Annotated in this window: 22 protein-coding genes; 16 read left to right on the forward strand and 6 right to left on the reverse strand. The window is 72.0% G+C overall.

From position 1 onward, the window contains the following. Positions 1-90: 90 nt before the first annotated feature. The 8 genes from ACIBQ8_RS47895 (at position 91) to mutM (ending at position 8150) form a co-directional block, all read left to right on the forward strand. Positions 91-1635 carry a DAK2 domain-containing protein gene (locus ACIBQ8_RS47895; protein ID WP_397195512.1) on the forward strand — a complete coding sequence of 515 codons (1545 nt, stop codon included), beginning with the start codon at positions 91-93 and terminating at the stop codon, positions 1633-1635. Between the two features lie 113 nt (positions 1636-1748). After that, positions 1749-3929: an ATP-dependent DNA helicase RecG gene (recG, locus tag ACIBQ8_RS47900; protein ID WP_397195513.1), complete on the forward strand. Its 2181-nt coding sequence runs from the start codon at positions 1749-1751 to the stop codon at positions 3927-3929. A 395-nt stretch (positions 3930-4324) separates the two neighbouring features. Continuing rightward, positions 4325-4891, forward strand: a complete 567-nt coding sequence (gene rsmD, locus ACIBQ8_RS47905; RefSeq protein ID WP_397172435.1) for a 16S rRNA (guanine(966)-N(2))-methyltransferase RsmD — start codon at positions 4325-4327, stop codon at positions 4889-4891. Between the two features lie 14 nt (positions 4892-4905). After that, positions 4906-5382, forward strand: a complete 477-nt coding sequence (gene coaD, locus ACIBQ8_RS47910; protein ID WP_352324821.1) for a pantetheine-phosphate adenylyltransferase — start codon at positions 4906-4908, stop codon at positions 5380-5382. Between the two features lie 54 nt (positions 5383-5436). Beyond that, positions 5437-6006, forward strand: coding sequence for a YceD family protein (locus ACIBQ8_RS47915; RefSeq protein WP_397172433.1), 570 nt, complete (start codon positions 5437-5439; stop codon positions 6004-6006). A gap of 1 nt (position 6007) precedes the next feature. Beyond that, positions 6008-6187, forward strand: a complete 180-nt coding sequence (gene rpmF / locus ACIBQ8_RS47920) for a 50S ribosomal protein L32 (RefSeq protein ID WP_033409409.1) — start codon at positions 6008-6010, stop codon at positions 6185-6187. Between the two features lie 256 nt (positions 6188-6443). Next, a complete protein-coding gene (gene rnc, locus ACIBQ8_RS47925; RefSeq protein WP_357697776.1) occupies positions 6444-7163 on the forward strand; it encodes a ribonuclease III in 720 nt (239 codons plus the stop codon). 141 nt (positions 7164-7304) lie between these two features. Continuing rightward, entirely contained in the window at positions 7305-8150 is an 846-nt protein-coding gene (mutM, locus tag ACIBQ8_RS47930) for a bifunctional DNA-formamidopyrimidine glycosylase/DNA-(apurinic or apyrimidinic site) lyase (protein ID WP_364412625.1), read from the forward strand. On the opposite strand, the gene ACIBQ8_RS47935 is transcribed toward mutM, so the two are convergent. Beyond that, on the reverse strand, positions 8098-9252 hold the full coding sequence (locus tag ACIBQ8_RS47935) for an MFS transporter (protein ID WP_397195514.1): 1155 nt from the start codon (positions 9250-9252) through the stop codon (positions 8098-8100). The genes mutM and ACIBQ8_RS47935 overlap by 53 nt on opposite strands. Positions 9253-9345: 93 nt before the next feature. On the opposite strand from ACIBQ8_RS47935, the gene ACIBQ8_RS47940 reads away from it, so the two are divergent. From ACIBQ8_RS47940 to ACIBQ8_RS47965, 6 genes are all read left to right on the forward strand, one after another. Beyond that, positions 9346-10248, forward strand: coding sequence for a LysR family transcriptional regulator (locus ACIBQ8_RS47940; RefSeq protein WP_397172428.1), 903 nt, complete (start codon positions 9346-9348; stop codon positions 10246-10248). Then, the gene (locus ACIBQ8_RS47945) at positions 10245-10553 is read left to right on the forward strand and encodes an acylphosphatase (RefSeq protein ID WP_352324815.1); all 309 of its coding nucleotides are present in this window, start codon (positions 10245-10247) and stop codon (positions 10551-10553) included. Before ACIBQ8_RS47940 ends, ACIBQ8_RS47945 begins: the two co-directional genes overlap by 4 nt. A 190-nt stretch (positions 10554-10743) precedes the next feature. Next, positions 10744-10938: a hypothetical protein gene (locus tag ACIBQ8_RS47950; RefSeq protein WP_026214481.1), complete on the forward strand. Its 195-nt coding sequence runs from the start codon at positions 10744-10746 to the stop codon at positions 10936-10938. Positions 10939-11099: 161 nt separating this feature from the next. Beyond that, entirely contained in the window at positions 11100-14801 is a 3702-nt protein-coding gene (gene smc / locus ACIBQ8_RS47955) for a chromosome segregation protein SMC (RefSeq protein WP_397195515.1), read from the forward strand. Between the two features lie 67 nt (positions 14802-14868). Beyond that, positions 14869-16044 (forward strand): signal recognition particle-docking protein FtsY, encoded by a 1176-nt coding sequence (gene ftsY / locus ACIBQ8_RS47960; RefSeq protein WP_397195516.1) that lies wholly within the window; start codon positions 14869-14871, stop codon positions 16042-16044. Positions 16045-16296: 252 nt separating this feature from the next. Further along, positions 16297-17973, forward strand: a complete 1677-nt coding sequence (locus ACIBQ8_RS47965) for a tetratricopeptide repeat protein (RefSeq protein WP_397195517.1) — start codon at positions 16297-16299, stop codon at positions 17971-17973. Between the two features lie 35 nt (positions 17974-18008). On the opposite strand, the gene ACIBQ8_RS47970 is transcribed toward ACIBQ8_RS47965, so the two are convergent. Genes ACIBQ8_RS47970 through ACIBQ8_RS47980 form a run of 3 tightly spaced genes read right to left on the reverse strand, consistent with a single transcriptional unit; the run spans position 18009 to position 20868 of the window. After that, entirely contained in the window at positions 18009-18803 is a 795-nt protein-coding gene (locus ACIBQ8_RS47970; RefSeq protein ID WP_358288482.1) for an ABC transporter ATP-binding protein, read from the reverse strand. After that, positions 18800-19843 carry a FecCD family ABC transporter permease gene (locus ACIBQ8_RS47975; RefSeq protein ID WP_397195518.1) on the reverse strand — a complete coding sequence of 348 codons (1044 nt, stop codon included), beginning with the start codon at positions 19841-19843 and terminating at the stop codon, positions 18800-18802. The genes ACIBQ8_RS47970 and ACIBQ8_RS47975 overlap by 4 nt, the downstream gene beginning before the upstream one ends. Then, positions 19840-20868 carry a FecCD family ABC transporter permease gene (locus ACIBQ8_RS47980; RefSeq protein WP_397195519.1) on the reverse strand — a complete coding sequence of 343 codons (1029 nt, stop codon included), beginning with the start codon at positions 20866-20868 and terminating at the stop codon, positions 19840-19842. Before ACIBQ8_RS47980 ends, ACIBQ8_RS47975 begins: the two co-directional genes overlap by 4 nt. Before the next feature lie 97 nt (positions 20869-20965). Here ACIBQ8_RS47980 and ACIBQ8_RS47985 point away from each other — a divergent pair, with 97 nt between their 5' ends. Continuing rightward, positions 20966-21946, forward strand: coding sequence for an ABC transporter substrate-binding protein (locus ACIBQ8_RS47985; protein WP_397195520.1), 981 nt, complete (start codon positions 20966-20968; stop codon positions 21944-21946). A gap of 6 nt (positions 21947-21952) precedes the next feature. Here the strand turns inward: ACIBQ8_RS47985 and ACIBQ8_RS47990 are convergent, their stop codons facing one another. After that, positions 21953-23026, reverse strand: a complete 1074-nt coding sequence (locus tag ACIBQ8_RS47990) for a PLP-dependent cysteine synthase family protein (RefSeq protein ID WP_397172416.1) — start codon at positions 23024-23026, stop codon at positions 21953-21955. Between the two features lie 248 nt (positions 23027-23274). Between ACIBQ8_RS47990 and ACIBQ8_RS47995 the strand changes: the two genes are divergently transcribed. Next, positions 23275-23862: a sigma-70 family RNA polymerase sigma factor gene (locus ACIBQ8_RS47995; protein ID WP_397172414.1), complete on the forward strand. Its 588-nt coding sequence runs from the start codon at positions 23275-23277 to the stop codon at positions 23860-23862. Positions 23863-23872: 10 nt separating this feature from the next. Here the strand turns inward: ACIBQ8_RS47995 and ACIBQ8_RS48000 are convergent, their stop codons facing one another. Continuing rightward, positions 23873-24808, reverse strand: a complete 936-nt coding sequence (locus tag ACIBQ8_RS48000; RefSeq protein WP_397195521.1) for an anti-sigma factor RsbA family regulatory protein — start codon at positions 24806-24808, stop codon at positions 23873-23875. Positions 24809-24965: the final 157 nt, after the last annotated feature.

A 24965-nucleotide genomic window follows, 5' to 3' on the forward strand; every position in this document is an offset into this window, starting at 1 on the left:
TGGGCGCGAACCAGAGCACTGGACGGTGGCCGGTGCGGGGATATTCTCCTCCAACAAGGTAGCGCATGCGGGGAGGTCGAAGGAGCGCAGATGAAGGCCCTCGACCCGCCCGCGGTGCGCCGCTGGGCCCGCCTGGCCGCCGACGCCCTCGGCCGGGCGAGACCGGAGATCGACGCACTCAACGTGTTCCCCGTGGCCGACGGCGACACCGGCACCAACCTGCACCTCACCATGCTGTCGGCGGCCGAGGCCGTCGAGTCCCTGCCCGACGACGTCGACGCGGCCGTGGTGTGGCAGACGCTCGCCTACGGGGCGCTGGTCGGGGCGCACGGCAACTCGGGGGTCATCGTCAGCCAGGCGCTGCGCGGGCTGGCCGAGGTGCTCAAGGACGGCTCCGACCTGCGGGCCGGCCTGCTCAGGGCGGCCACGCTGGCCAGGGAGGCCGTGGCCAGGCCGGTCGAGGGCACGGTGCTGACCGTCCTGGAGTCGGCCGCCCGGGCCGCCCAGGACGCCGACGGCGACGCGTGCGAGGTGGCGCGGCAGGCGGCGCGGGAGGCGCGGGCCGCGGTGCGCCGTACGCCGGGGCAGCTCGACGTGCTGGCCCGCAGCGGGGTCGTGGACGCGGGCGGCGCGGGGGCGGCGATCGTGCTGGAGACCCTGGCCGCCGTGCTCACCGACTCCTACAGCGACCACTACGAGGTGCCGGCGCCGACCGGGCGGGTCACGCCGATGACCGAGGTGGGCGCCGGCTACGAGGTGATGTACCTGCTGGACGCCGACGAGCGCGCGGTGGCCGCGCTGCGCGACGAGCTCGACGCCATGGGCGAGTCGCTGGTCGTGGTGGGCGGCGAGGGCCTGTGGAACGTGCACGTGCACGTGGCCGACGCGGGGGCGGCCGTGGAGGCGGGGCTGCGGGCGGGGCGTCCGCACCGGGTCAGGATCACGTACCTGGCCGAGCGCACGCACCGGGGCGGGCCGGGCAGGGGCGTGGTGGCGGTGGCGGCCGGCGACGGGATCGCGGCGCTGTTCGAGGAGAGCGGCGCGGTCGTGGTGCGCCGCGCGCCCGGCACCCGGCCCGCGCTGCCCGAGCTGCTGGCCGCGATCAGGCAGGCGGGGGCCGAGGTGGCCGTGCTGCCGAACGACGAGGGCGTCCTCGCGGTCGCCGTCGCGGCGGCGGAGATCGCCCGCGAGGACGGCGTGGCCGTCAGCGTCCTGCCGACCAGGGCGACCGTGCAGGGGTTGTCGGCGCTGGCCGTGCACGACCCGCTGCGCCGGTTCGACGACGACGTGGTGGCCATGACGGACGCCGCCGGCCACACCAGGTACGGACATCTGGCGGTGGCGGACAGGGAGGCGTTCACCAGCGCGGGCGTGTGCCGGCCGGGCGACGTGCTGGGCCTGATCGACGGGGACGTGGCGGTGATCGGCGGCGACCTGGAGCGCGTGGCGAAGCTGATCATCGACAGGATGGTGGCCGGCGGCGGCGAGCTGGTGACCCTGGTCACCGGCTCCGACCTGCCCGAACGGCTGGCCGTCCGGCTGGAGGACCACCTGCGGCGCACCCGCCCGGACGTCGACCTGGTCGTCTACGACGGCGAGCAGGGTGGCTACCCGCTGCTGATCGGCGTCGAGTAGCGACGCGGAGCCCTCCTGCGGGCGACCCCCAGGCCGGGCGCGGACCCCTTCGCGGGCGACTCCGGGGCCCGGTGCGGGATTCCTGTCGGCCGCAGGCGGTAGAACTGGATCCCGTGAGCCGTTTCGACGAGCCCCTGACCAAAGCGCTCGACCCGAAGACCGCCAAGCTGCTGCACAGCGTGCTCGGCCTGGAGACGGTCGGCGACCTGCTGCGCCACTACCCGCGCCGCTACGCCGAGCGCGGCGAGCTGACCTCGCTCGACGCGCTGGAGGTCGACGAGCACGTCACCGTGGTCGGCGAGGTGACCAGGCTGATGCGCAAGCCCATGCGCAACCGCGGCGGCACGTGGCTGGAGGCCGAGGTCGTCGACGGCAACGGCAACCGCATCTACCTGGCGTTCTTCGGTAAGGGCTCCCACGTGGCCGAGTCGCGGCTCAAGCCGGGGCGGCGCGGCATGTTCGCCGGCAAGGTGGGGCTGTTCGGTGCGCGGTCCAAGCCGCGCTGGCAGCTCTCGCACCCCGAGTTCGAGCTGTTCGAGGAGGAGGCCGAGGCGAGCGCCGAGGAGTTCGCGTCCGCGCCGGTGCCGATCTACCCGGCGGGCAAGGACGTCACGCCGTGGGCGATCCGCCGGGCGGTCGGCGTGGTGCTCGACACGCTGGGCCCGCTCGACGACCCGCTGCCCGCCGACCTGCGGGCCAGGCACGGTCTCCAGCCGCTCGCCGACGCGCTGGTGGCCATCCACCGGCCGAAGGACCTCGCCGACGTGGGCCGGGCGCGCAAGCGGCTGAAGTTCGACGAGGCGTTCGTGCTGCAGGCGGTGCTGCTCCAGCGCCGCCAGGCGGCCACGGCGTGGCCGGCCAGGCCGCGTCCGAGGCGTGCCGACGGCATGCTGGCCGACTTCGACGGGCGGCTGCCGTTCTCGCTCACCGAGGGGCAGGCGCAGGTGGGGGAGGAGATCGCGGCCGACCTGGCGCTGGAGCACCCGATGCACCGGCTGCTGCAGGGCGAGGTGGGCGCGGGCAAGACGGTCGTGGCGCTGCGCGCGATGCTCCAGGTGGTCGACGCGGGCGGCCAGGCCGCGCTGCTGGCCCCGACGGAGGTGCTGGCCCAGCAGCACCACCGCTCGATCACGAACATGCTGGGCGAGCTGGCCCAGGGCGGCATGTTCGGCGGCACGGCGGTCACGCTGCTGACGGGCTCGATGGGCGCGGCGGCGCGGCGCGCGGCGCTGCTCGACGCGGCCTCGGGCACGGCGGGCATCGTGGTCGGCACGCACGCCCTGCTCCAGGAGCACGTGCAGTTCGCCGACCTGGGCCTGGTGGTGGTCGACGAGCAGCACCGCTTCGGCGTGGAGCAGCGTGACGCGTTGCGCGAGAAGGCGGGCGGGGGCCGTCCGCACGTGCTGGTGATGACCGCGACCCCGATCCCGCGCACGGTCGCCATGACGGTCTTCGGCGACCTGGAGGTCTCGACGCTGTCGCAGCTCCCGTCGGGGCGCGCGCCGATCACCACGCACGTCGTGCCGGCCGCCGAGAAGCCCCACTATCTCGAACGCACCTGGCAGCGGGTGCGCGAGGAGGTCGAGCTGGGCAGGCAGGCGTACATCGTGTGCCCGCGCATCGGCGACCTGGAGGGCGACGAGGGCGACCTGGCGGCGGCGGGGGGCGACGACGACCGCCGTCCGCCGCTGGCCGTGCTGGAGGTCGCCGAGCTGCTCACCCAGGGCCCGTTCCAGGACCTGCGGGTCGGCACCCTGCACGGCAAGCTCCCGCCGGAGGAGAAGGACGCGATCATGCGCGCCTTCACCAGGGGCGAGCTCGACGTGCTGATCGCCACCACCGTCATCGAGGTGGGCGTCGACGTGCCCAACTCCTCGGTCATGATCATCATGGACGCCGACCGCTTCGGCGTCTCCCAGCTCCACCAGCTACGCGGCCGGGTGGGCCGGGGCGGCCTGCCCGGCCTGTGCCTGCTGGTCTCCGACTTCCCCGAGGGCACCCCGGCCCGCGCCCGCCTCGACGCGGTGGCCGCCACGCTCGACGGCTTCGAGCTGTCCCGCGTCGACCTGGAGCAGCGCCGCGAGGGCGACGTCCTGGGGGCGGCCCAGTCGGGCAAGCGCAGCTCCCTGAAGCTCCTCCAACTCCTGAGAGACGAAGACGTCATCACGACAGCGAGGGACGAAGCCGCAAAGCTCCTCTCGGACGACCCCGAACTGGCCCACCACGAGGGCCTGCGCGCCGAGATTGCCCGCCTCCTGGAGGACGAGAAGGCCGAGTACCTGGAGAAGACGTGAGAGGCCCAGAGAACCACGGAACAGGTCAACGAAGGCTCGCGTGACGGCGGTGAGCCGGTGACGGGTCAGAGGCCGTCACGTGGAGGGCCATCAGCCGAAGTAAGGCGAGTGGGAGAACCACGCGAAGCCGTAAAAGAAGAAGATGTTAAGGCCCAGCCGCGGGGACGGCCTCCCCCCGAATGCCGTCCCCGGCTGGGCCCACCCTCGGGTCAGGTGCCGAGGGAACCGGCGTGCGGAAGGGCTCACGATCACGCCGGTCGGCCTTCATGTGGGTCACCTTGAAGGCCGCAGACTCATCATGCGGGCCGATCCGCCCGATGTGAATCACCCTTGCGCAGTCGAGGCCGACACTTGTCCACTCTTGACCTGGGCGAACATGCGGAACAATGGGCCTTATGACTCGGATCATCGCGGGGAGCGCGGGTGGGCGGCGGTTGGCCGTGCCGCCGGGGCGGGGCACGAGGCCGACCAGCGACAGGGCCAGGGAAGGCATCTTCTTGACCCTCGACTCCCTGTACGGCCTGCGCGAGGCCCGCGTGCTCGACCTGTACGCCGGTTCCGGCGCCGTGGGCCTGGAGTCGCTGTCCAGGGGCGCGGCCCACGCGCTGCTCGTCGAGTCCGACGCCAAGGCGGTCCGGACGATCAGGGCCAACATCCAGTCGCTCGGCCTGGACGGCGCCGAGCTGGTGGCCGACAAGGTCGAGCGGGTCCTGGCCAGGCCGCCGGAGGAGCCGTACGACATCGTCTTCGCCGATCCGCCGTACGCGCTGGGTGACGGCGAGGTCACGCGGGTCCTGGAGCTGCTGCGCGACAACGGCTGGCTGATGGACGAGGGACTGGTGGCATTCGAGCGGGAAACGAGGGGAAAGTCCTTGATGTGGCCGGAAGGTTATGTTGAGGAGAGGGTCCGTAGATACGGCGAAGCATCCGTTTGGTACGGTCGCGCCGCCGGGAACCCGTAGACCTGGGAGGCGTCTTGCGCCGCGTTGTCTGCCCGGGGTCGTTCGACCCCATCACCAATGGCCACCTCGACATCATCGGCCGGTCGGCCCGCCTGTACGACGAGGTGGTCGTGGCGGTCCTCATCAACATCGAGAAGAGCAGCCTGTTCACGGTCGACGAACGGATCGAGATCCTTCAGACCGTGACGAAGGAGTACCCCAACGTCAAGGTGCAGAAGTTCCACGGCCTGCTGGTGGACTTCTGCAAGCACAACGACATCCCCGCCATCGTCAAGGGCATCAGGGTCGTCAGCGACTTCGACTACGAGCTGCAGATGGCCCAGCTCAACTACCGTCTGTCGGGCGTCGAGACGCTCTTCATGCCCACCAATCCCGAGTACTCCTTCCTGTCCTCCAGCCGGGTCAAGGAGATCGCGCGGTATGGTGGCGACGTGTCCGGCCTGGTCCCTGACCTGGTGCACAAGCTGCTCATAGAGCGTCTCAGGGGCTGACCGCGACCTGGTATCCTTTCATTTCGGCCTTGTACGACGGCGAGCGTCTTCGCCATGCCTAGCGAGAGCAGGATGACTCAGCACCTCGACCCCCGCTCCCCTTGGGTGCTCTCCACTCATGATCTGGGGAAGCGACCGGGCACGATGCGGCAGATGACCCTGTCCCTTCCGGCACCGGCTAACCTCGGCGTCGACATGATCGGCGTCCCCAAAGACGCCGAAGTCGAGCTGGACCTCCGGCTCGAAGCAGTGATGGAAGGCGTGCTCGTCTCGGGCACGGCGCACGCCCCGCTCGCCGGGGAGTGCGCGCGGTGCCTTGACCCGATCACCTCGGACATCGAGGTCGATCTGCAGGAGCTGTTCTTCTACTCCGACGAGGACGCCTCGGAGGACGACTCACTGCTCGACGGAGAGCTGCTCGACCTCGAGCCGACGTTCCGTGACGCGGTGGTGCTCGCACTGCCGCTGAGCCCCGTGTGCCGCGAGGACTGCGAGGGGCTCTGCACGGAGTGCGGGATCAAGCTGGCCGAGGCCGGCGCCGATCACCGGCACGAGAAGATCGATGCCCGCTGGGCGTCGTTGCAAGGTCTGGTTTCCGAGAACGATAACGATCAGGAGAAGTGACGTGGCCGTCCCGAAGCGAAAGATGTCGCGGAGCAACACCCGCGCCCGTCGCTCCCAGTGGAAGACGACTGCTGTCGCCCTGGTGAGCTGCCCGCAGTGCCGTTCGCCCAAGCAGCCGCACATCGCGTGCCCCACCTGCGGCACCTACAACCGTCGTCAGGTCATCGAGCCGTCCGCCTGATCACACTGACAGCAGGCCCGCCCGCCGTTGTTCTGGGCGGGTTTCACCGTCAGCAGTTGACGTGATGCCGACCGGGTGCCATTGTGCCTCGGTCGGCGTTAACGTCTGTAGATGCGTACGGCGGCGGTTCGCCCGCGGCCGTGGTGGACGCCGGGGCTACACGTTACCCCGACGCCCACCACGTTTTCGGGCATCTTCCGCGGCCGCCTTGTGAAGATGTCCGAGGAGGAAACACGTGGGCGCAGGTCCTAAGCCGGTGGCCGTGGAGGTCGCCAGGGAAGAGCTGCAGCGGGTCCTGGTCGTCGGCCTCGACCCCGACATCCTCGAGCGGGCGCTGACGCACCGCTCCTACGCGTACGAGAACGGCGGCCTGCCCACCAACGAGCGCCTGGAGTTCCTCGGCGACTCGGTGCTGGGTCTCGTGGTCACCGACACCCTCTACCGCAACCACCCCGACCTGCCCGAGGGGCAGCTCGCCAAACTGCGCGCCGCCGTGGTCAACATGCGCGCGCTGGCCGACGTCGCCCGCAACCTGGGCCTCGGCCGGTTCCTGCGGCTCGGCAGGGGCGAGGAGGGCACCGGCGGGCGCGACAAGTCCTCGATCCTGGCCGACACGCTGGAGGCGCTGATCGGCGCGATCTACGTGGACAAGGGCCTCGACGAGGCGTTCCGGGTCGTCCACCTGCTGTTCGACCCGCTGATCGTGCGCTCGGCCTCGCTGGGCGCGGGGCTCGACTGGAAGACGTCCCTGCAGGAGCTCACCGCCTCCGAGGCGCTCGGCGTGCCCGAGTACCACGTCGAGGAGAGCGGCCCCGACCACGCCAAGTCGTTCACGGCCATGGTGCGCGTGGGCGGCGAGTCCTACGGCTCGGGCACCGGGCGCAGCAAGAAGGAGGCCGAGCAGCAGGCGGCCGAGGCGGCCTGGACGCGCATCCGGGCCCGCCGCGAGCAGCGCGAGAGCCAGCCCGCGAGCTGACCCCGCGGCGAGCAGCGCGAGAGCCGGCCCGCGAGCTGACCCCGGCGCACGGGAAGCCCCGGCCCGCGTCCGGCGTTGTGACTGCGGATCCGCCGCGGCACGCCCCGCGGCCGGGGAAGTCGAGAGGACGGTTGGTGCACGGTGCCTGAGCTGCCCGAGGTCGAGGTCGTCAGGCGCGGCCTGGCGCAATGGGTCGTCGGCCGCGAGATCGCCGCCGCGGAGGTGCTCCACCCGCGCGCGATCCGGCGGCACGTCCCCGGGGCCGACGAGTTCACCGCCCGCCTGAAGGGCCGTACGGTGTTGTCGGCCGAGCGCCGCGGCAAATACCTGTGGCTGCCCCTGTCGGGCGGCGAGGAGGCCCTCCTGGCCCATCTGGGCATGAGCGGCCAGCTGCTCGTCGTCGATCCGCAGACGCCGCCCGAGAAGCACCTGCGCGTCCGCCTCCGCTTCGAGGACGGCGGCCCCGACCTGCGCTTCGTCGACCAGCGCACGTTCGGCCACGTCATGCTGACCCCGCTCGTCGGCGGCGTGCCCGCGCCGATCGCGCACATCGCGCCCGACCCGTTCGAGGCGTCGTTCGACGAGGCGGAGTTCACCCGCCGGCTCAGGGCCAGGCGCACCGAGATCAAGCGGGCGCTGCTGGACCAGTCGCTGATCAGCGGCGTCGGCAACATCTACGCCGACGAGGCGTTGTGGATCGCCCGGCTCCACTGGGCCCGTCCCACCGAGACGCTCACCCGTCCGAAGATCGCCGAGCTGCTGGCCGGCGTGCGCACGGTGATGGGTGCCGCCCTCCAGCAGGGCGGCACCTCCTTCGACAGCCTCTACGTCAACGTCAACGGCGAGAGCGGCTACTTCGACCGTTCGCTGGAGGTCTACGGCCGCCGCGACCTGCCGTGCTCGCGCTGCGGCACGCCCATCAGGCGGGAGGCGTTCATGAACCGGTCGTCGTACTCCTGCCCCAAATGCCAGCGAAAGCCGCGGTGAGCAGGGCGAGCGCGGCGCCCAGCCACATCACCGACGAGATCGACACGCCGTCCACCACCCGGCCGCCGACGAACGAGCCGAGCGCGATCGAGACGTTGAACGCCCCCACGAACAGCGCGGTGCCCAGCTCGCCCCCGCCCGAGCGCATGATCCACAGTTGCAGCGCCACGCCGACGCCGCCGTAGCCGAGGCCCCACACGACGAGCATCACCAGGGGCAGCCCGACCAGCGCCAGCGCCGCGGTGGAGGCGGCGATGAGCAGGGCCAGGACGATCAGCACCGGCTTGGGGTCGCGGGCCGCCCTGGCGCCCGCCACGAAGTTGCCGACGACGCCGGCCGCGCCGTACACCAGCAGGGCGACGCTGACCAGGCCGGGGCCGGCGTCGGCGACCTGCTCCAGGAACGGCCGGACGTAGGTGTAGGCCGCGAAGTGCCCGGTGATGATCAGCACGGTCGCCGCCAGCACGACCCGCAGCGCCCCCGGCAGCGGCGCCCGGGAGCCGCCCGAGGCGGCCTCGCCCGGCATCGGCGGCAGCACGGCGGCCAGCAGCCCGAGCAGCACCAGCGCCAGCCCGCCCATGACCGCGAACGACGTGCGCCACCCCGCCGCCGAGGCGATGAGCGTGCCCGCCGGCACGCCGAGCACCGAGGCCACCGACACGCCGCCGAGGATCACCGACGTGGCCCTGCCCACCGAGCGCTCGGGCACCAGCCGCAGGCCCAGCCCGGCGGCGAAGGCCCAGAACCCGCCGATGCTGATCCCGGTCAGCACCCGCGCGCCCAGCATGACGGGGAGGCTCGTCGCGAACGCCGCCGCCAGGTTGGCCACCGCCAGCAACGCCATCAGGCCGAGCAACGGGACGCGCCGGTCCAGCCGCCGGGTGGCCACGGCCAGCACGGGGGCCGAGACGGCCGCGACCAGCCCCGGCAGCGACACCATCAGCCCGGCGGTGCCGTCGGACACCCCCAAGCTCGCGGCGATCGAGGTCAACAGGCCGACGGGCAACATCTCGCTGGTCACGATGGTGAAGGTGCCCACCGCGACCGCGAGGACGGCGAGCCAGCGGGCCCGCGCGACAGTGGAGGTCTCAAGAGTCGTCATGCCGTTCAGCCTCGTCATCGGCCGGGGACGGAACAATGACGAAGCTCGAAGCCTTGCTTTAGGCAGGCTAAGCGATCGCGTCCGGGGAGTGGCATGGAGTTCAGGGAACTGGAGTGCTTCGTCGTGCTGAGCGAGGAGCTGCACTTCGCGCGTACGGCCGAGCGCCTGTATCTGTCGCCCGGCCGGGTGAGCCAGCTCATCGGGTCGCTGGAGACCCGGATCGGCGGCCGCCTGTTCGACCGCACCAGCAGGCGGGTGCGCCTGACGCCGCTCGGCCGGCGCTTCCTGGCCGACCTGCGGCCCGCCTACGACGGCATGGCGGCGGCCGTGTCGCGGGCGACGGCCTCGGCGCGGGAGGTGACGGGCCTGCTGCGGGTGGGGTTCCTGGCCACGCCGACCGAGATCGTCACCGGCAGCGTGGCGGCGTTCGAGCGGCGGTATCCCGGCTGCATGGTCGAGCTGGTCGAGGTGCCGCTCTCCGACCCGTTCAGCAAGCTGCGCGAGGGGCGGGTGGACCTGACGTTCACGCTGCTGCCGCTGGAGGAGCCCGACCTGGAGGGCGGCGCCGAGCTGAACCACTGCCCGGTCGAGCTCGGCCTGTCGGTACGCCATCCGCTGGCCGCCCGCGCCCGCCTCGACGCCGAGGAGCTGGCCTCGGTCGCCCTGTTCGGCCTCGACGACCCCGCGCCGCGCCGCTGGCAGGAGCACATCGCCCCCACCCTCACCCCTTCCGGACGGCCGATCGCGCGGGCCGGCTCGGTGGCCACCACCCAGGAGGGCCTGACGCAGGTCGCGCTGAACCGCGGCGGCATGCTCTTCTGCAAGCCGAGCGCCGACCACCATCGCCGTCCCGACATCGCGTTCGTGCCGGTGGACGGCCTGCCTCCGTCGATCCTGGGCCTGTCCTGGCTGCGCGCCGGACGTACGGCCTCGATCCTGGCCTTCAACGAGTTGGCCATGGAAGTCGTACGGCGGCATGAGACGGTGGCGGCATGACGGATACGAAGAGTAATGGCGACAAAGGTTCGGAAAACGTCCGAGTAACCGCCTGGGTGCGGGGGAGGGTCCAGGGGGTGGGCTTCCGGTGGTGGACGCGCGCGAGGGCGTTGGAGCTCGGCCTGACCGGCTGGGCGCGGAACACCGACGACGGCCGGGTCGAGGTCGTCGCCGAGGGGCCGCGGGAGGCGTGCGTCAAGCTGTTGGAGCTGCTCAAAGGTTGCGACACGCCGGGAAGGGTCGATGGAGTAGTGGAACGATGGAGTGAACCCCGAGGTAGTTTGGGCGGTTTTGTAGAGCGGTAGTCGCTTTTGCTAAACGGCCCAAATAGGGTATAGTTGTATGTCGGGAGTGCCTATCAGTAGGGCGTTGCGGTTGGATCGACTTGACCGCCCACACTGCCGGTGCGACTCTTGTTAAGTACCACGCGCACCCCTCCCGCGGAACAGAAGTGCGCGAACCAGTCTGGTCACTCAGCGTGGAGGACCCTTTACCATGGCGAAGGCTCTACTCGGCCACGTCGGCGGTCCTGACCCTCGGATGGTCTCGGAGATGCGCCGCTTGCAGCAGCGTATCCGGGATCTGGAGGCAGAACTCATCCGACTTCAGGCCACGAATGACGCTCTTGCGGCGCAAACCCGCGACGAAGCGCTCAGTCGCTTGCAGGAGCGCGAGCCGGCACTCACCTGAGAGTGATCGGAGCGCAAGACCCAGGGACGTCTCGAAGAGGCGTCCCTTGTTATTTTCCCTGGTGAGAAAGCGCTGGTCATCGACATGCCCACGACGGGCGGCCGAGACCAGTAGGCTTTTCCGAAGCCCGTTCAGCCGAGGCCGGGGAGGAGGGTCGGCGTTTGTACCTGAAGACCCTCACCCTGCGCGGCTTCAAGTCCTTCGCCTCCGCGACCGCCCTGCGCCTCGAACCCGGCATCACGTGCGTCGTCGGCCCCAACGGCTCGGGCAAGTCCAACGTCGTCGACGCCCTGGCCTGGGTCATGGGCGAGCACAGCGCCAAGTCGCTGCGCGGCGGCAAGATGGAGGACGTCATCTTCGCCGGCACCTCCTCCAGGCCGCCCCTCGGCCGGGCCGAGGTGACGCTGACCATCGACAACTCCGACGGCGCGCTGCCGATCGACTACACCGAGGTCACGATCAGCCGGCTGATGTTCCGGTCGGGGCAGAGCGAATACGCCATCAACGGCGACACCTGCCGCCTGCTCGACATCCAGGAGCTGCTGTCCGACTCGGGCATCGGCCGCGAGATGCACGTCATCGTCGGCCAGGGCCAGCTCGACGCCGTGCTGCACGCCGGGCCCGAAGACCGCCGCGCCTTCATCGAAGAGGCCGCGGGCGTGCTCAAACACCGCAAGCGCAAGGAAAAGGCGCTGCGCAAGCTCGACTCCATGCAGGCCAACCTCACCCGGGTGCAGGACCTCGCCACCGAGCTGCGCCGTCAGCTCAAGCCGCTCGGCCGCCAGGCGGAGATCGCCCGCAAGGCCGCCGTCATCCAGGCCGACCTGCGCGACGCCCGGCTGCGGCTGCTCGCCGACGACCTGTGCATCCTCCGCGCCACGCTCGAACGCGAGGCCGCCGACGAGGCCGCCGTCACCGCCCGGCGCAACCAGGTCGAGGCCGAGCTGGCCGAGGGCCAGCAGCGCGAGGCCGCCCTGGAGGCCGCCGAGGCCGAGACCCAGCCCCGGCTGAGCGCCGCCCAGGAGACCTTCTTCAGGCTCTCCTCCCTGCGCGAGCGCATCACCGGCCTGGAACAGCTCGCCGCCGAACGCCACCGCCACGCCCTCGACGCCGCCGCCATCGAACGCCGCGGCCGCGACCCCGAAGACCTCGAACGCGAGGCGGGCGAGGCACGCGAGCAGGAACACATCCTGCGGGCCGAGCTCGAACACGCCCAGGAGCTGCTGGCCGAGGCCGTCGAGCGGCGGGCCGCGGCCGAGGCCGAGCTGGGTGCGGAGGAGCGGCGCCTGGCGATGGCCGCCCGCGCCGCCGCCGACCGCCGCGAGGGCCTGGCCAGGCTGCGCGGCCAGGTCGACTCCGTGCGCAGCAGGGCGCGCGCGGCCGAGGAGGAGATCGGGCGGCTGGAGAAGGCCGTGGCCGACGCCGCCGAGCGCGAACGGCAGGCGCTGACCGACCTGGAGAACCAGCGGGCCGAGGAGCCGGCGGCCGATCCGGCGCTCGCCGCGGAGCTGGCCACCGCGCAGGCCGCGGTCGAGGAGGCCAGGGCCGCCGCCGACGAGGCCCGCGTGGCCGCCGACGAGGCCAAGGCCGGTCTCGGCGCGCCGCGGGCCGCCGTCCAGGCCGCCAAGGCGGGGGTCGCCACGGCCCGCGCCGCCGACCAGGAGGCCCAGCGCTCGGTGGCCGCGCTGCGGGCCCGCCGCGACGCCCTGGAGCTGGGCCTGGCCAAGGGCGACGGCGGCGCCGCGCTGCTCGACGCCGACCTGGCCGGGGTGCTGGGCCCGCTGGCCGCCTCGATGCAGGTCACGCCGGGCGCGGAGCTGGCCGTCGCGGCCGTGCTCGGGGCGGTCGCCGAGTCCGTCGCGGTCAAGACGCTCGACACCGCCGTCGAGGCGCTCGGCCTGCTGCGCGGCGCCGACGCGGGGCAGGTCACGCTGCTGGTGGCCGAGACCGGAGTTTCGGACACCGCGCACCACTCCCAGGTTGCGCGATCCCGGCCCGCCGCGCCGGAGGGCGGGCGGTGGGCCGCCGATCTGGTCACCGTGCCCGACGAGCTGAGGCCGGCGCTCGACCACGTCCTGGCGAAGGTCGTCGTGGTCGCCGACCTCGACGCGGCCCGCGAGCTGGTGGGGCGGCGTCCCGAGCTGCGGGTGGTGACCGAGGGCGGCGACGTGCTCGGGGCCCATCTGGCCGCCGGCGGGTCGGCCGGCGGCACCTCCGTCCTGCAGGTGCGGGCGGCGCTCGACGAGGCCGTCCGCGACCTGCGGGTGGCCGAGGCCACGGCGGAGGCCACGGCCGAGGCGCTCGACCAGGCGATCGAGGCCGAGCAGGCGGCCCAGACGGCCGTCGAGGCGGCCCAGGCGCACGTCAACGAGGCCCAGAGCGCGGTGACGGCGGCCCAGGCCGGGGTGAGCGCCGCTCAGGGCGTCCTCGACCAGGTCAGGGGCCGCCAGCGGGAGGCCGACCAGCGCAACGCGGCGGCGGCCAGGCGGCTGGCCCAGCTCGAGGCCGCCGCGCACGCCGCGCACGCCGAGGCCGAACGCCTGGCCCGCAGCGTCACCGCGGCCCAGGACTCCCGTACCGAGGGGCTGGAGGAGCTGGCCGAGCTGGAGATCCGGCTGGCCGAGGCCGAATACGCCCAGGAGCTGGAGACCGAGCCCACCACCGACCTGCGCGACGACCTGGCCGCCACGTGCGAGACGGCCCGGCAGCGCGAGATGGACACCCGGCTGCAGGTGCGCACCGCCGAGGAGCGCGTCAAGGGCATCGAGGGGCGCGCCGACGGCCTGCTGCGGGCCGCCCAGCGCGAGCGCCAGGAACGCGCCCAGGCCGCCGCTCAGCGGGCCAGGCGCAAGAGGCAGGCTCTGCTGGCCGAGGCGGTGAGCAAGGGCGCCAGGCAGGTGCTCGGGGCGCTCGCCTCCTCGATCCGGCTCGCCTCCCGCGAGCGCGACGACGCCGACCTCGCCCGCGTCGCCGTCGATGCCGAGCTGAAGCAGGTCCGCGTGCGCGTGCGTGAGCTGGGCCAGGAGCTCGACAAGCTGGTCAACCGGGTCCACGGGAGCGAGGTGGCCCGCACCGAGCAGCGTCTGCGGCTGGAGCAGCTCCAGGAGCGGGCGATGGAGGAGTTCGGCGTCGAGGTCGAGGCGCTGGTCTCCGAGTACGGCCCCGACGCGCCCGTCCCCGGCGACCCGCCGGTCCCGTACGTCCGGGAGGAGCAGGAGAAGCGGGCCAGGGCCGCCGAGCGGCAGATGACCCAGCTCGGCAAGGTCAACCCGCTGGCGCTGGAGGAGTTCGCCGCGCTGGAGGAGCGCCACGCCTTCCTGACCTCGCAGCTCGAAGACCTCAAGAAAACCCGGCGCGACCTGCTGACCGTGGTCAAGGAGGTCGACGACCGCGTCGAGCAGATGTTCGCCTCGGCCTACGAGGACGTCGCCCGCGAGTTCGAGCAGATCTTCACCCGGGTCTTCCCCGGCGGCGACGGGCGGCTCGTGCTCACCGACCCCACCGACATGCTCACCACGGGCATCGAGGTCGAGGCCAGGCCGCCGGGCAAGAAGGTCAAGCGGCTGTCCCTGCTGTCGGGCGGCGAGCGCTCGCTGACCGCGGTGGCGTTCCTGATCTCCATCTTCAAGGCGCGGCCCTCGCCCTTCTACGTGATGGACGAGGTCGAGGCAGCCCTCGACGACACCAACACCCAACGGCTGCTGACCCTGTTCGAGGAGTTGCGGCAGAGTTCGCAGCTCATCGTCATCACCCACAACAAGCGCACGATGGAGATCGCCGACGCCCTCTACGGCGTGTCGATGCGCGGCGACGGCGTGACCCAGGTGGTCAGCCAGCGCCTGCGGGAGCGCGAATCCGCCTGATCCGGCCTGTCATCATCCGTGTGCCTTGGGCATGACCATGCCGGTCGATCTGGAAAACTGACATCTTGTGGATGGTTACCTCGGCGTCATAGTGATCGTGGCCGTCGTCGCCCTGCTGGCGGCCGGCGGCCTCTTCCTGCTGTTCAGGCCGGGTGGCAAGGCGGCGCCGCCCGTGCCGCCGCCGGAGGCGCCGCCGCTTCCCGAGGAGGAGAAGCGGCCCGCCGGCCCGGTCGAGGAGGCCGACGGCGCGGTCACCACGGTGCCGCCGCCGGTCGCGCCGGCCGAGCCGATGGTCATCGCCCCCGAGGTCGAGGTGCCGCCGCCGTCCGCCGGGCGGATGGTGCGGCTGCGCTCGCGTCTGGCGCGTTCGCAGAGCGCGCTCGGCCGCGGCCTGCTGGAGCTGCTGTCCCGCGACCGGCTCGACGACGAGGTCTGGGACGAGATCGAGGAGAGCCTGATCACCGCCGACGTGGGCGTCGCCCCGACCCGCGCGATGGTCGAGGAGCTGCGCACCAAGGTCAAGGTGCTGGGCAGCCGCACTCCCGCGGAGGTCAGGGGCCTGCTGCGCGAGCAGCTTCTCGCCCAGGTCAACCCCGACCTCGACCGCAGCCTGCACGTGCAGAAGCACGGCGAGCGGCCGGCCGTGGTCCTGGTCGTGGGCGTCAACGGCACGGGCAAGACCACCACCACCGGCAAGCTCGCCCGCTCGCTCATCGGCGACGGCAAGAAGGTCGTGCTCGGCGCGGCCGACACCTTCCGCGCGGCGGCGGCCGACCAGCTCCAGACGTGGGGCGAGCGGGTCGGCGCCGAGACCGTGCGCGGGCCGGAGGGCGGCGACCCCGCCTCGGTGGCCTTCGAGGCCACGGCCAAGGGCATCGAGGACAAGGTCGACGTCGTGATCGTCGACACCGCGGGCCGCCTGCACACCAAGACCGGCCTGATGGACGAGCTTGGCAAGGTCAAGCGGGTCATCGAGAAGAAGGCCACGGTCGACGAGGTGCTGCTCGTCCTCGACGCCACCACCGGCCAGAACGGCATGCGCCAGGCCCAGGTGTTCGCCGAGGTGGTCAACATCACGGGCATCGCGCTCACCAAGCTCGACGGCACCGCCAAGGGCGGCATCGTGATCTCCGTGCAGCGCGAGCTGGGCGTGCCGGTGAAGCTGGTGGGGCTCGGCGAGGGGCCCGACGATCTGGCGCCTTTCGACCCGGATGTCTTCGTGGACGCGATCCTGGGCGACTGACCCGTTTATCGGCCATGTCCTAATTCATGCCGAAATGGCCCTTACCAGAAAAGTCTTGAGTCGTTAGTTAGCTTTGTGCTGACATGTTCGGGTTATCCGCGATCACGTAAGGGATGCCCATGAAGAAGATCGTCGTCCATCGTCCCGGGACTGTCAGGCCTTCCACGCTCGCCTCGCCGCGACACAGTCTTTGACCTGTCTCTGGGTCGGCGTTTCCGCGCGGGAACGCCGACCGCTGGGAAGAGGGCGGTCGTGAGGACGATCGCCCTGGACGCCGACCGCCGGGCAGCCGGGCCGTACACGCTGGCCGCCGCGCTGCTCGACCTTCTGGTCCCCGAGGCGCTCGACCGGCGGCCCGACCTGGTGGCCGCCCACGACGTGGAGCTCCGGGTCGCCGCCCCCCGCCTGCGGCCGCTCGTGCCGGTGCGCAGACGCTCGCTGGCCGACGACCTGCCGAGGGGGCAGCGCATCCTCGTCCCGGGGGCGCGGCGCAGCCTCAGGATCGCCAACGGGCTGGCCGAGTTCGCCGGCGAGCTGCTGGCCGTCACGGGACCGCTCACGCTCGTCGTGGCGAACCTGGGCGAGGCCGACCACACCGACCGCGAGCTGGTCGAGGTGCTGCGCCGCCGCCTCGACCCCGGGCTGCTGCGCGTCGAGGAGGGCCCGTCGTCGCCCGGCGAGGGCCCGCTGTGCGCCGACTTCGACCGCTACCGCGACGAGGGCTTCCATCACGCGATGGCCGAGTCGGGCACGGAGGCGCTGCGCGGCATGGCGTACGAGGACGACCCCGAGGGGTGGCAGACCCTGGTGCAGCGCGTCGCCGGGGCCCTGGAGGCGGTGGAGCGCGAGGAGGAGGCCCGCGAGCTCTACGACCGGGCCAGGCGCCTCAGCACCGATCCCAGGCACCGGGCCACCATCGCCTACGCCACCGCGATGCTCCTGGTACGCCACCACGACCCCGCCCGCCGCGACCCCGGCGAGGCGATGGCGTGGATCAACGAGGCCGTCACGATCACGTCGTTGCTGCCCGACCCCCGTGAACGCGCCTTCCACCTGGGCTTCGACCTCAACGGCAAGGCCCTGGTCGAGCTGCGCGCCGGCCGTCCGGACGCCGCGCTGCGGCTGGTCGAGCAGGCCATCGCCCTGGCCGACGAGCACCTGGCGGGCGAGCACCCGATCCACCGGCTCGTGCTGCGCGCCAACAGGGCCCAGCTGCTGGCCGGGGCCGGCCGGCCCGAGGAGGCGCTGGCCGACTACACGGCGGCGATCGACGCCGACCCCGGCTACCCGGACTACTACCTCGACCGGGGCAACCTGCTGGCAAAACTGGGCAGACCGGACGAGGCCCTGGCCGACTACGAGGCCGTCATGCGGCTCAGCCCGCCCTTCCCCGAGGCGTACTACAACCGCTCGGAGCTGCGGTTCGCGGCCGGCGACCTGGACGGCGCCCGCGCCGACCTCGACCGCACGCTGGAGCTCGACCCCGACTTCGCCCCCGCGTACGTGAACAGGTGCGGCCTGCTCGCCCTCCACGGCGAGTACGAGCAGGCCAGGCGGGACGTGGCGCGCGGCCTCGCGCTCCGGCCGCGCGACGCCCATCTGCTCTGCGTGCTCGGCCAGGTGGAGACGGCCCAGGGCCGCCACCCGGAGGCGTACGCGGCCTTCGACGCCGCGCTGGAGATCGATCCCGACCTGGCCGCCGCGTGGGGGAACCGGGCCGTGCTCGCCTTCGAACGCGGCGACCCCGACGGCGCGCTGGCCGACCTGACCCGCGCGCTGAAGCTGACCGAGACGGCCGAGCTGCTGTTCAACCGGGCGATGGTCCACCGGGAGCTGGGACGGGCGAAGGAGGCCAGGCAGGACCTGCTCAGAGCCGCCGAGCTGGCCCCCGGCGATCCGGACGTCGGGCGGGCGCTGGCCGAGGGGTGACAGCAGGGGCCGGCGGGCGTGGCGGTGCCGCCGGGTCAGCCTCGCGCGGCGGCGAGCGGCCCGATCGGCACCACGAGCGGGGTCCCCGCGACCGGATCCTCGATGACCTTCGCGTCCAGCTCGAACACCTCGCGCAGCAGCTCCTCGGTCAGCACCTCGTGCGGCGCGCCGGCGGCCACGACCTTGCCGGCGCGCATGGCCACCAGCCGGTCGGCGTAGCGCGCGGCGAGGTTGAGGTCGTGCAGGACCATGACGACCGTGCGGCCGGCCTGCTCGTGCAGGTGCCGGACGAGTTCCAGCACCTCCACCTGGTGGGCCAGGTCGAGGAACGTGGTGGGCTCGTCGAGCAGCAGCAGGTCGGTGCCCTGGGCCAGGGCCATGGAGATCCACGCCCGCTGCCGCTGGCCGCCCGACAGCTCGTCGAGCGGACGTTCGGCGAGGTCGGCGAGGCCCGTCATGGTCAGCGCCGCGGCGACGGCCGACTCGTCGTCGGAGGACCACTGCCGGTACCACGTCTGGTGCGGATGGCGGCCCCTGGCGACCAGGTCGGCCACGGTGAGCCCTTCGGGGGCGGAGGGCGCCTGCGGCAGCACGCCGAGGATCTTGGCCACCTCGCGGGTGGGGATGGCGTCGATGCGCTTGCCGTCCAGCAGCACCTGGCCGCCCTGGGGCTTGAGCAGGCGGCCGAGCGCGCGCAGGAGGGTGGACTTGCCGCAGCCGTTCGGGCCGATGATGGTGGTCACCGTGCCCGCCTCGACGCCCAGGTCGAGGCCGTCCACGATGGTCCGGTCGCCGTAGCCGAGCTTGACGCCCGCGGCCTGCAGCCTCATTTGCGTGCCCTCCAGATCAGGTGGATCAGGTACGGTGCGCCCAGCACGGCCGTGACGATGCCGACGGGCAGCTCGATCGGGGAGAAGACGGTCCGGGCGATCAGGTCGGCGCCCGCGGTGAGCACGGCCCCGGTGACCGCCGAGCACAGCAGCGGCGGCCGGGCCGAGCGGGCCAGCCGCAGCGCGATCTGCGGCGAGGCCAGGGCCACGAACGCGATCGGCCCGGCCGAGGCGGTGGCCACCGCGGCCAGCAGCACGGCGGCCAGGATCAGCAGGGCGCGGGCCGCGTTCACGCGCACGCCGAGTGCGGTGACCACGTCGTCGCCGAAGCGCAGCGCGTCGAGCGAGCGGGTGCCGAGCAGGGTGGCCGGGACGAGCACCGCCAGCGCGAGCGCCACCGGCACGACGTGCTCCCAGCCGCGGCCGTTGAGCGAGCCGCTGATCCAGACCATGGCCCGGCCGGTGTCGTTGACGTCGCCGACGGTCAGCAGCCAGAACTTCACGTTGGTGAACACGGCGGCCACGCCGATGCCGACTAGGACCAGGCGGTAGCCGTCCAGGCCGCGCCGCCAGGCCAGGCCGTAGACGACGGACGCGCCGAGCAGGCCGCCGAGCAGGGCGAGCGCTGGAATGCCCAGGTCGGCCAGCAGGCCGCTGGCGCCGCCGTAGACGCTGCCGCTGGCCACCACGCCGGCCACGACGGTGACCGAGGCGCCGGTCGTGACGCCGAGGATCTCGGGGCTGGCCAGCGGGTTGCGGGCGATGGACTGGATGATCGCGCCGGACAGCGCGAGCGCGGCGCCGACTAGGGCGCCGGTCAGGGCGCGCGGCAGGCGCAGCTCCATGATGACGAAGTGGGCCGGGCTGTCGACGTCGAAGGTGCCCTGGAACACCTCCGGCAGGCTCATCGGCAGGTCGCCGATGCGCATGTTCAGCGCCATGAGCACGACCAGGAGCGCCAGGCCGGTCAGGCCGACGGCGACGGCGCGCAGGCGCAGCCGCCAGGACAGGGAGCCGAGGCGCAGGGGGAGGGCGGTCATAGCCGTACCGGCTTTCTGCGGCGGACCAGGGCGACGAAGAAGGGCGCGCCGATCAGCGCGAGGACCACGCCGACCTCCAGCTCGCCCGGAGGGGCGACCACGCGGCCGATCACGTCGGCGACCAGCAGCAACGCCGCCCCGACCAGCCCCGAGTACGGCAGCAGCCACCGGTGGTCGGTGCCCGACAGCGCCCGGGCCAGGTGCGGCACGATGAGGCCCACGAACGCCAGCGAGCCGCAGGCCGCCACCGCCGCGCCCGACAGCAGGGTGACGGCGGCGACGCCGACCGTCCTGGTCAGGGCGATGTTCTGGCCGAGCGAGCGGGCGACGTCCTCGCCGAGCGACAGGGCGTTCAGGCCCGGGGCGTTGACCGCGGCGAGCAGCAGGCCGGCGAGGATGAACGGGAGCACCTGCCAGACCACGTCCGGGCCCCGGGCGGCGATGGAGCCGGACTGCCAGAAGCGGAAGACGTCCATGGCCTGCTCGTCGAGGAGCACGATGGCCGAGGTCATGGCGTACAGCAGGGCGCTGACCGCGGTGCCGGCCAGCGCCAGCGTGACCGGGGTGGGGCCGCCCCTGCCGCCCGTCATGCCGAGCGCGAACACCGCCACGCTGGCCACCAGCGCGCCCGCCAGGCCGAACCAGATGTAGGCGAGCAGGCTGGAGGCGCCGAGCAGGATGATCGAGGCCACCATGGCGAACGCCGCGCCCTGCGTGACGCCCAGCAGGCCGGGGTCGGCCAGCGGGTTGCGCGTGTGGCCCTGCATGAGGGCGCCCGCGACGCCGAGCGCGATCCCGGCCAGCACCCCGAGCACGGTACGCGGCACGCGCAGCGAGCGGATGATGATGTCGTTCTCGCTGCCCGTGGGCGCGGTGAGAGCCTGCCAGGCGTCGCCCGGCGGTACGGACTTCGAGCCGACCGTGATGCTCAGCACCACCCCTGCCGCGACGGCGGCGAGGAGGAGGAGCAGGAGGACGAGCCGCCGGCGCCGGATGCCGTGGAGGCGGGGCGCGAGCGCGGTCACCAGTTTCCTCCCCTTGTTTGCCCGAACGTGGTGAAGTATGCCAGGTTAGGCAGGGCTAACCTAATTTAGGTTCGCCTTACTTCCAGAAAGGGTTCCGATGAGAGCGTGGCGGGTGCTGGCCGGTGTACTGCTGGTGGCGGGGGTGGCCGCGTGCGGCTCGACGGAGCCGGCGGCCACGCCGTCGGCCGACCCTGCGGCCGACCCTGCGGCCAGGACGATCGAGCACGCGATGGGCTCGACCAAGATCTCCGGGCAGCCCAAGCGGGTCGTCGCGCTCGACCAGAGCTTCGTGGACGCGGTGCTCACGCTGGAGACCCCCGTGATCGGCTACACCACCTACCGGTCGATCGACAGCAAGCTGCCCGACTACCTCGGCCCGCTCGTCGACCGGTACGGCAAGGAGGCGACCCCGGTCGGCACCCTGGAGCAGCCCAGCCTGGAGAAGATCGCCGCGCTCAAGCCCGACCTGATCGTCTCGGCCAAGGTCCGGCACGAGGCCCTGTACGACAAGCTCTCGAAGATCGCGCCGACCGTCTTCAGCGAGACGACCGGCGCCATCTGGAAGGAGAACCTGCGGCTCATGGGCCGCGCCCTGGGCAAGGAGGACCTGGCCGACGCCCGGATCAAGGCGTTCGAGGAGCGCGCCGGCACGATCGGGGCCGCGATCAAGGAGAAGGTGGGCGGGAAGCTGCCGACCGTCTCGATCGTGCGCTTCGCCGGTGAGCCCACCGTCCGGCTCTACGTCGAGAAGTCGTACTCCGGGGTGGTGCTGAAGGACGTCGGCTTCCCCCGTCCCGAGGGCCAGCCTGCCAAGGACGACGCCATCGCCGTGGACGTCAGCCAGGAGCGCATCGCCGACCTGGACGCCGACCACATCTTCGTCGCCACCTACCCCGACCCGGCCAGCGACGGGCCCAAGGAGAAGTTCGTCGGCAACCCGCTGTGGGGCCGGCTCAAGGGGGACAAGCACGAGGTCAGCGACCTGACCTGGATGAGCGCCGTGGGCATCCAGGGCGCCCACGCCATCCTGGACGACCTGGCCAAGACCTTCTCCGTGGACCCGGCCAAGGCCGCCTAGCGGCGCTCAGCGCGGCAGGAACGCCCGCAGGCCGGCCAGGTGGGGTTCGAGGTCGAGCCCCTGGCCGGCCAGCCACTCCGGGTTGTCGTAGGTGCCCTTGTAGCGGTCGCCGCGGTCGCAGATCAGGGTGACGACGCTGCCCTGGACGCCGGATTCGCGCATCTCCCTGACGAGTTCGACGCACGCCGCCATGTTCGTCCCCGTGGAGCCGCCGACGTCCAGGCCGGTGACCTCGCGGGTCCAGTGCATGGCGGCGATCGAGCGGGCGTCCGGGACGGCGATCATGCGGTCGATCACGCTGGGCAGGAACGACGGCTCCACCCGGGGACGCCCGATGCCCTCGATCCGCGACCCCGAGGCCGTCACCGCGGGGTCGCCGGAGACCCAGCCCGGGTAGAACGCCGAGCCCTCCGGGTCCACCACGGCCAGGCGGGTGGGGTGGCGGCGGTAGCGGATGTAGCGGCCGATCGTGGACGACGTGCCGCCGGTGCCGGCGCCCACGACGATCCAGGCGGGCTCGGGATGTGGCTCCATGGACATCTGGGAGTAGATCGACTCGGCGATGTTGTTGTTGCCCCGCCAGTCGGTCGCGCGTTCGGCGTAGGTGAACTGGTCCATGAAGTGGCCCCCGGTCTCGGCGGCCAGGCGGTGAGATTCGTCATAGATCGCCCCGGGGTCGGCGACGAGGTGACATTTCCCGCCGTAGAACTCGATGAGGTGACACTTCTCGGGCGACGTGGACGCGGGCATGACGGCGATGAACGGCAGGCCGAGCAGCCGGGCGAAATACGCCTCGCTGACCGCGGTCGAGCCGCTGGACGCCTCCACGATCGTGGTGGCCGGGCCGATCCAGCCGTTGGCGAGGCCGTACAGGAACAGGGACCGCGCGAGCCGGTGCTTGAGTGAACCGGTCGGGTGCACCGATTCGTCTTTCAGATAGAGGTTTACGCCCCAGTCCGAGGGAAGCGGAAAGACGTGCAGGTGAGTGTCACAACTTCGGTTGGCGTCGGCCTCCACCTTGCGGATGGCCTCCGCCACCCACCGACGTGTCCCCGTGTCGTGACGGTCCACAGATTCCATGTCCATACGCTATCCCCTGTGACTCTGACCACTATTCCTACGAAATTGGGTGGGTAGTGTTATGATAATGAGACTTGTCCGGCCGTGGACGTGACCACGCACGCCGCGAGCAGATGGACTACAAACCCCTTCTGACCTATGCGGACTCTCCTAACGCGTCCCTTACCTGGGAGTTGCGAGGATGAGGAACGCTGTCAGGCGGCTTGTGCCGAACGGGGGATAGCGCAAGGGGGAATGAATTGATCACTATGACCGATGAGCAGCGTCAGGACTGGTTCGAGCGCGATGTCGTGCCCGTGACGTCGCAGCTGTTCGCTTCCGCCATGCGCCTGACCCGTAACGCAGCCGACGCCGAGGACCTGGTGCAGGAGACGGTCGCCAAGGCGTACACGTCCTATCACCAGTTCCGTGAGGGCACCAACCTCAAGGCGTGGCTGCACCGCATCCTCACCAACAACTTCATCAACGACTACCGCAAGAAGCAGCGCTCGCCGAAGCTGTCGGCCGCCGAGGAGATCGAGGACTGGCAGCTGCACGCCGCCGAGTCCCACACCTCGACGGGCCTGCGCTCGGCCGAGACCGAGGCGCTCGACCGGCTGCCCGACAGCGTCGTGATGAACGCCCTGCGCTCCCTGCCCGAGGACTTCCGCGTGGCCGTCTACCTGGCCGACGTCGAGGGGTTCGCGTACAAGGAGATCGCCGAGCGCATGGGGACGCCCATCGGCACCGTGATGTCCCGCCTGCACCGTGGCCGCCGCCAGCTCCGCGGCATGCTGGAGGACTACGCGCGGGAGGAGGGCGCCGTGCGCCTTCCCGCCCCCCGCGCCGCCGCCTAGGAAAGAGCCGCTAGGGAGAGTCCAGGGACAGACGAAGGCGGACGCGTAACACGCCGCCTTCGTCGCGCAGTTGCACCCGGTCGCAGAGCTGCCGGCTGATCCAGAGCCCGTACCCCCGCGGGGACTCGGGCTCCGGCGGTATGTAGCCCGGCAGGGGGTCGTCGAGCGCCCCGCCGGGATCGGCGATCTCGCAGACGAGGTCGCGCTCCTCCACCCACATCGTGATCGTGCCGAACCCGGCGCCGTGCTCGACGCAGTTCGCGGCGATCTCCGAGACGCTGAGCACCAGCGAGGAGATGAGGTTGCGGTCCATGCCGGCCGTCCTGGCGTAGTCGCCGACGGTCTGGCGCAGGCGCTTGAGCTCGCGGGCCGTGAACCGCACCAGGCAGGCCCCGGGGCCCGGCTCGGGGAAGGGCGCGTCGTCGCCGTCGAGCACCAGCTCGTGGGGCTGCACGAAGCGCCCGCTGGCCGCCTCGCCCCCCGACCCCAGCACCAGGGGATGGACGACCGGCGTGAGCTCGCGGACCGGCTCGGGGACGTGGCGCAGGTCGTACAGGCACAGCATGACCGACGGGGCCGCGGCCAGGGCGGCGTTGACGACCGAGTCGTAGCGGATGAGGTCCTGGATGCGCGGCTCGCTCAGCTCGCTCCAGACGGGCTCGCCGACCACCAGGGTGGGCCGGCCGCGCGTGTACTCGTGGTAGGCGGCCAGCATCCGGTGGGGGTGGCCGTACCAGGCGCCGGCCGGGCGGCTGTCGATGCGCCGCGCGTCGCCGTCGAGGGCCTCCGCCAGCAGCGCCAGCCGGTCGGGGCGGTTGACGACCAGCACGCGCCGGTCTTCGTCCAGCGCGGTTCGCACGCGCGGCACGACGAGGTCGAGGAAGGCCCGATCGGAGTCGTACGGTACCGCGACGTGCTTCAGCGACTGTGCCCGCTCACGGCGCACGGCCGAAACGTAACAAGGGCGGCCCGGCCGCGCAACGGCGGAAGTCCACCGATAACGTCGAACGGCCTGCGCGTGACTCCCCGGAGTTTCATGATTACTCCATGTCTTGGACAGCTGATGCCCGTTGCTGGGTACATCTGTTGTGTACGGAAACGTC

The organism is Nonomuraea sp. NPDC049646 (genome assembly GCF_044465525.1).
Taxonomy (GTDB): Bacteria; Actinomycetota; Actinomycetes; order Streptosporangiales; family Streptosporangiaceae; genus Nonomuraea.

Bases quoted from the DNA above. Each gene is read 5' to 3' on its own strand.
- ACIBQ8_RS47895 (WP_397195512.1), top strand. From the start codon at position 91: ATGAAGGCCCTCGACCCGCCCGCGGTGCGCCGCTGGGCCCGCCTGGCC.
- rsmD (WP_397172435.1), top strand. From the start codon at position 4,325: ATGACTCGGATCATCGCGGGGAGCGCGGGTGGGCGGCGGTTGGCCGTG.
- ACIBQ8_RS47915 (WP_397172433.1), top strand. From the start codon at position 5,437: ATGCCTAGCGAGAGCAGGATGACTCAGCACCTCGACCCCCGCTCCCCT.
- ACIBQ8_RS47935 (WP_397195514.1), bottom strand. From the start codon at position 9,252: ATGACGACTCTTGAGACCTCCACTGTCGCGCGGGCCCGCTGGCTCGCC.
- ACIBQ8_RS47940 (WP_397172428.1), top strand. From the start codon at position 9,346: ATGGAGTTCAGGGAACTGGAGTGCTTCGTCGTGCTGAGCGAGGAGCTG.
- ACIBQ8_RS47945 (WP_352324815.1), top strand. From the start codon at position 10,245: ATGACGGATACGAAGAGTAATGGCGACAAAGGTTCGGAAAACGTCCGA.
- ACIBQ8_RS47950 (WP_026214481.1), top strand. From the start codon at position 10,744: ATGGCGAAGGCTCTACTCGGCCACGTCGGCGGTCCTGACCCTCGGATG.
- ACIBQ8_RS47970 (WP_358288482.1), bottom strand. From the start codon at position 18,803: ATGAGGCTGCAGGCCGCGGGCGTCAAGCTCGGCTACGGCGACCGGACC.
- ACIBQ8_RS47975 (WP_397195518.1), bottom strand. From the start codon at position 19,843: ATGACCGCCCTCCCCCTGCGCCTCGGCTCCCTGTCCTGGCGGCTGCGC.
- ACIBQ8_RS47985 (WP_397195520.1), top strand. From the start codon at position 20,966: ATGAGAGCGTGGCGGGTGCTGGCCGGTGTACTGCTGGTGGCGGGGGTG.
- ACIBQ8_RS47990 (WP_397172416.1), bottom strand. From the start codon at position 23,026: ATGGAATCTGTGGACCGTCACGACACGGGGACACGTCGGTGGGTGGCG.
- ACIBQ8_RS47995 (WP_397172414.1), top strand. From the start codon at position 23,275: ATGACCGATGAGCAGCGTCAGGACTGGTTCGAGCGCGATGTCGTGCCC.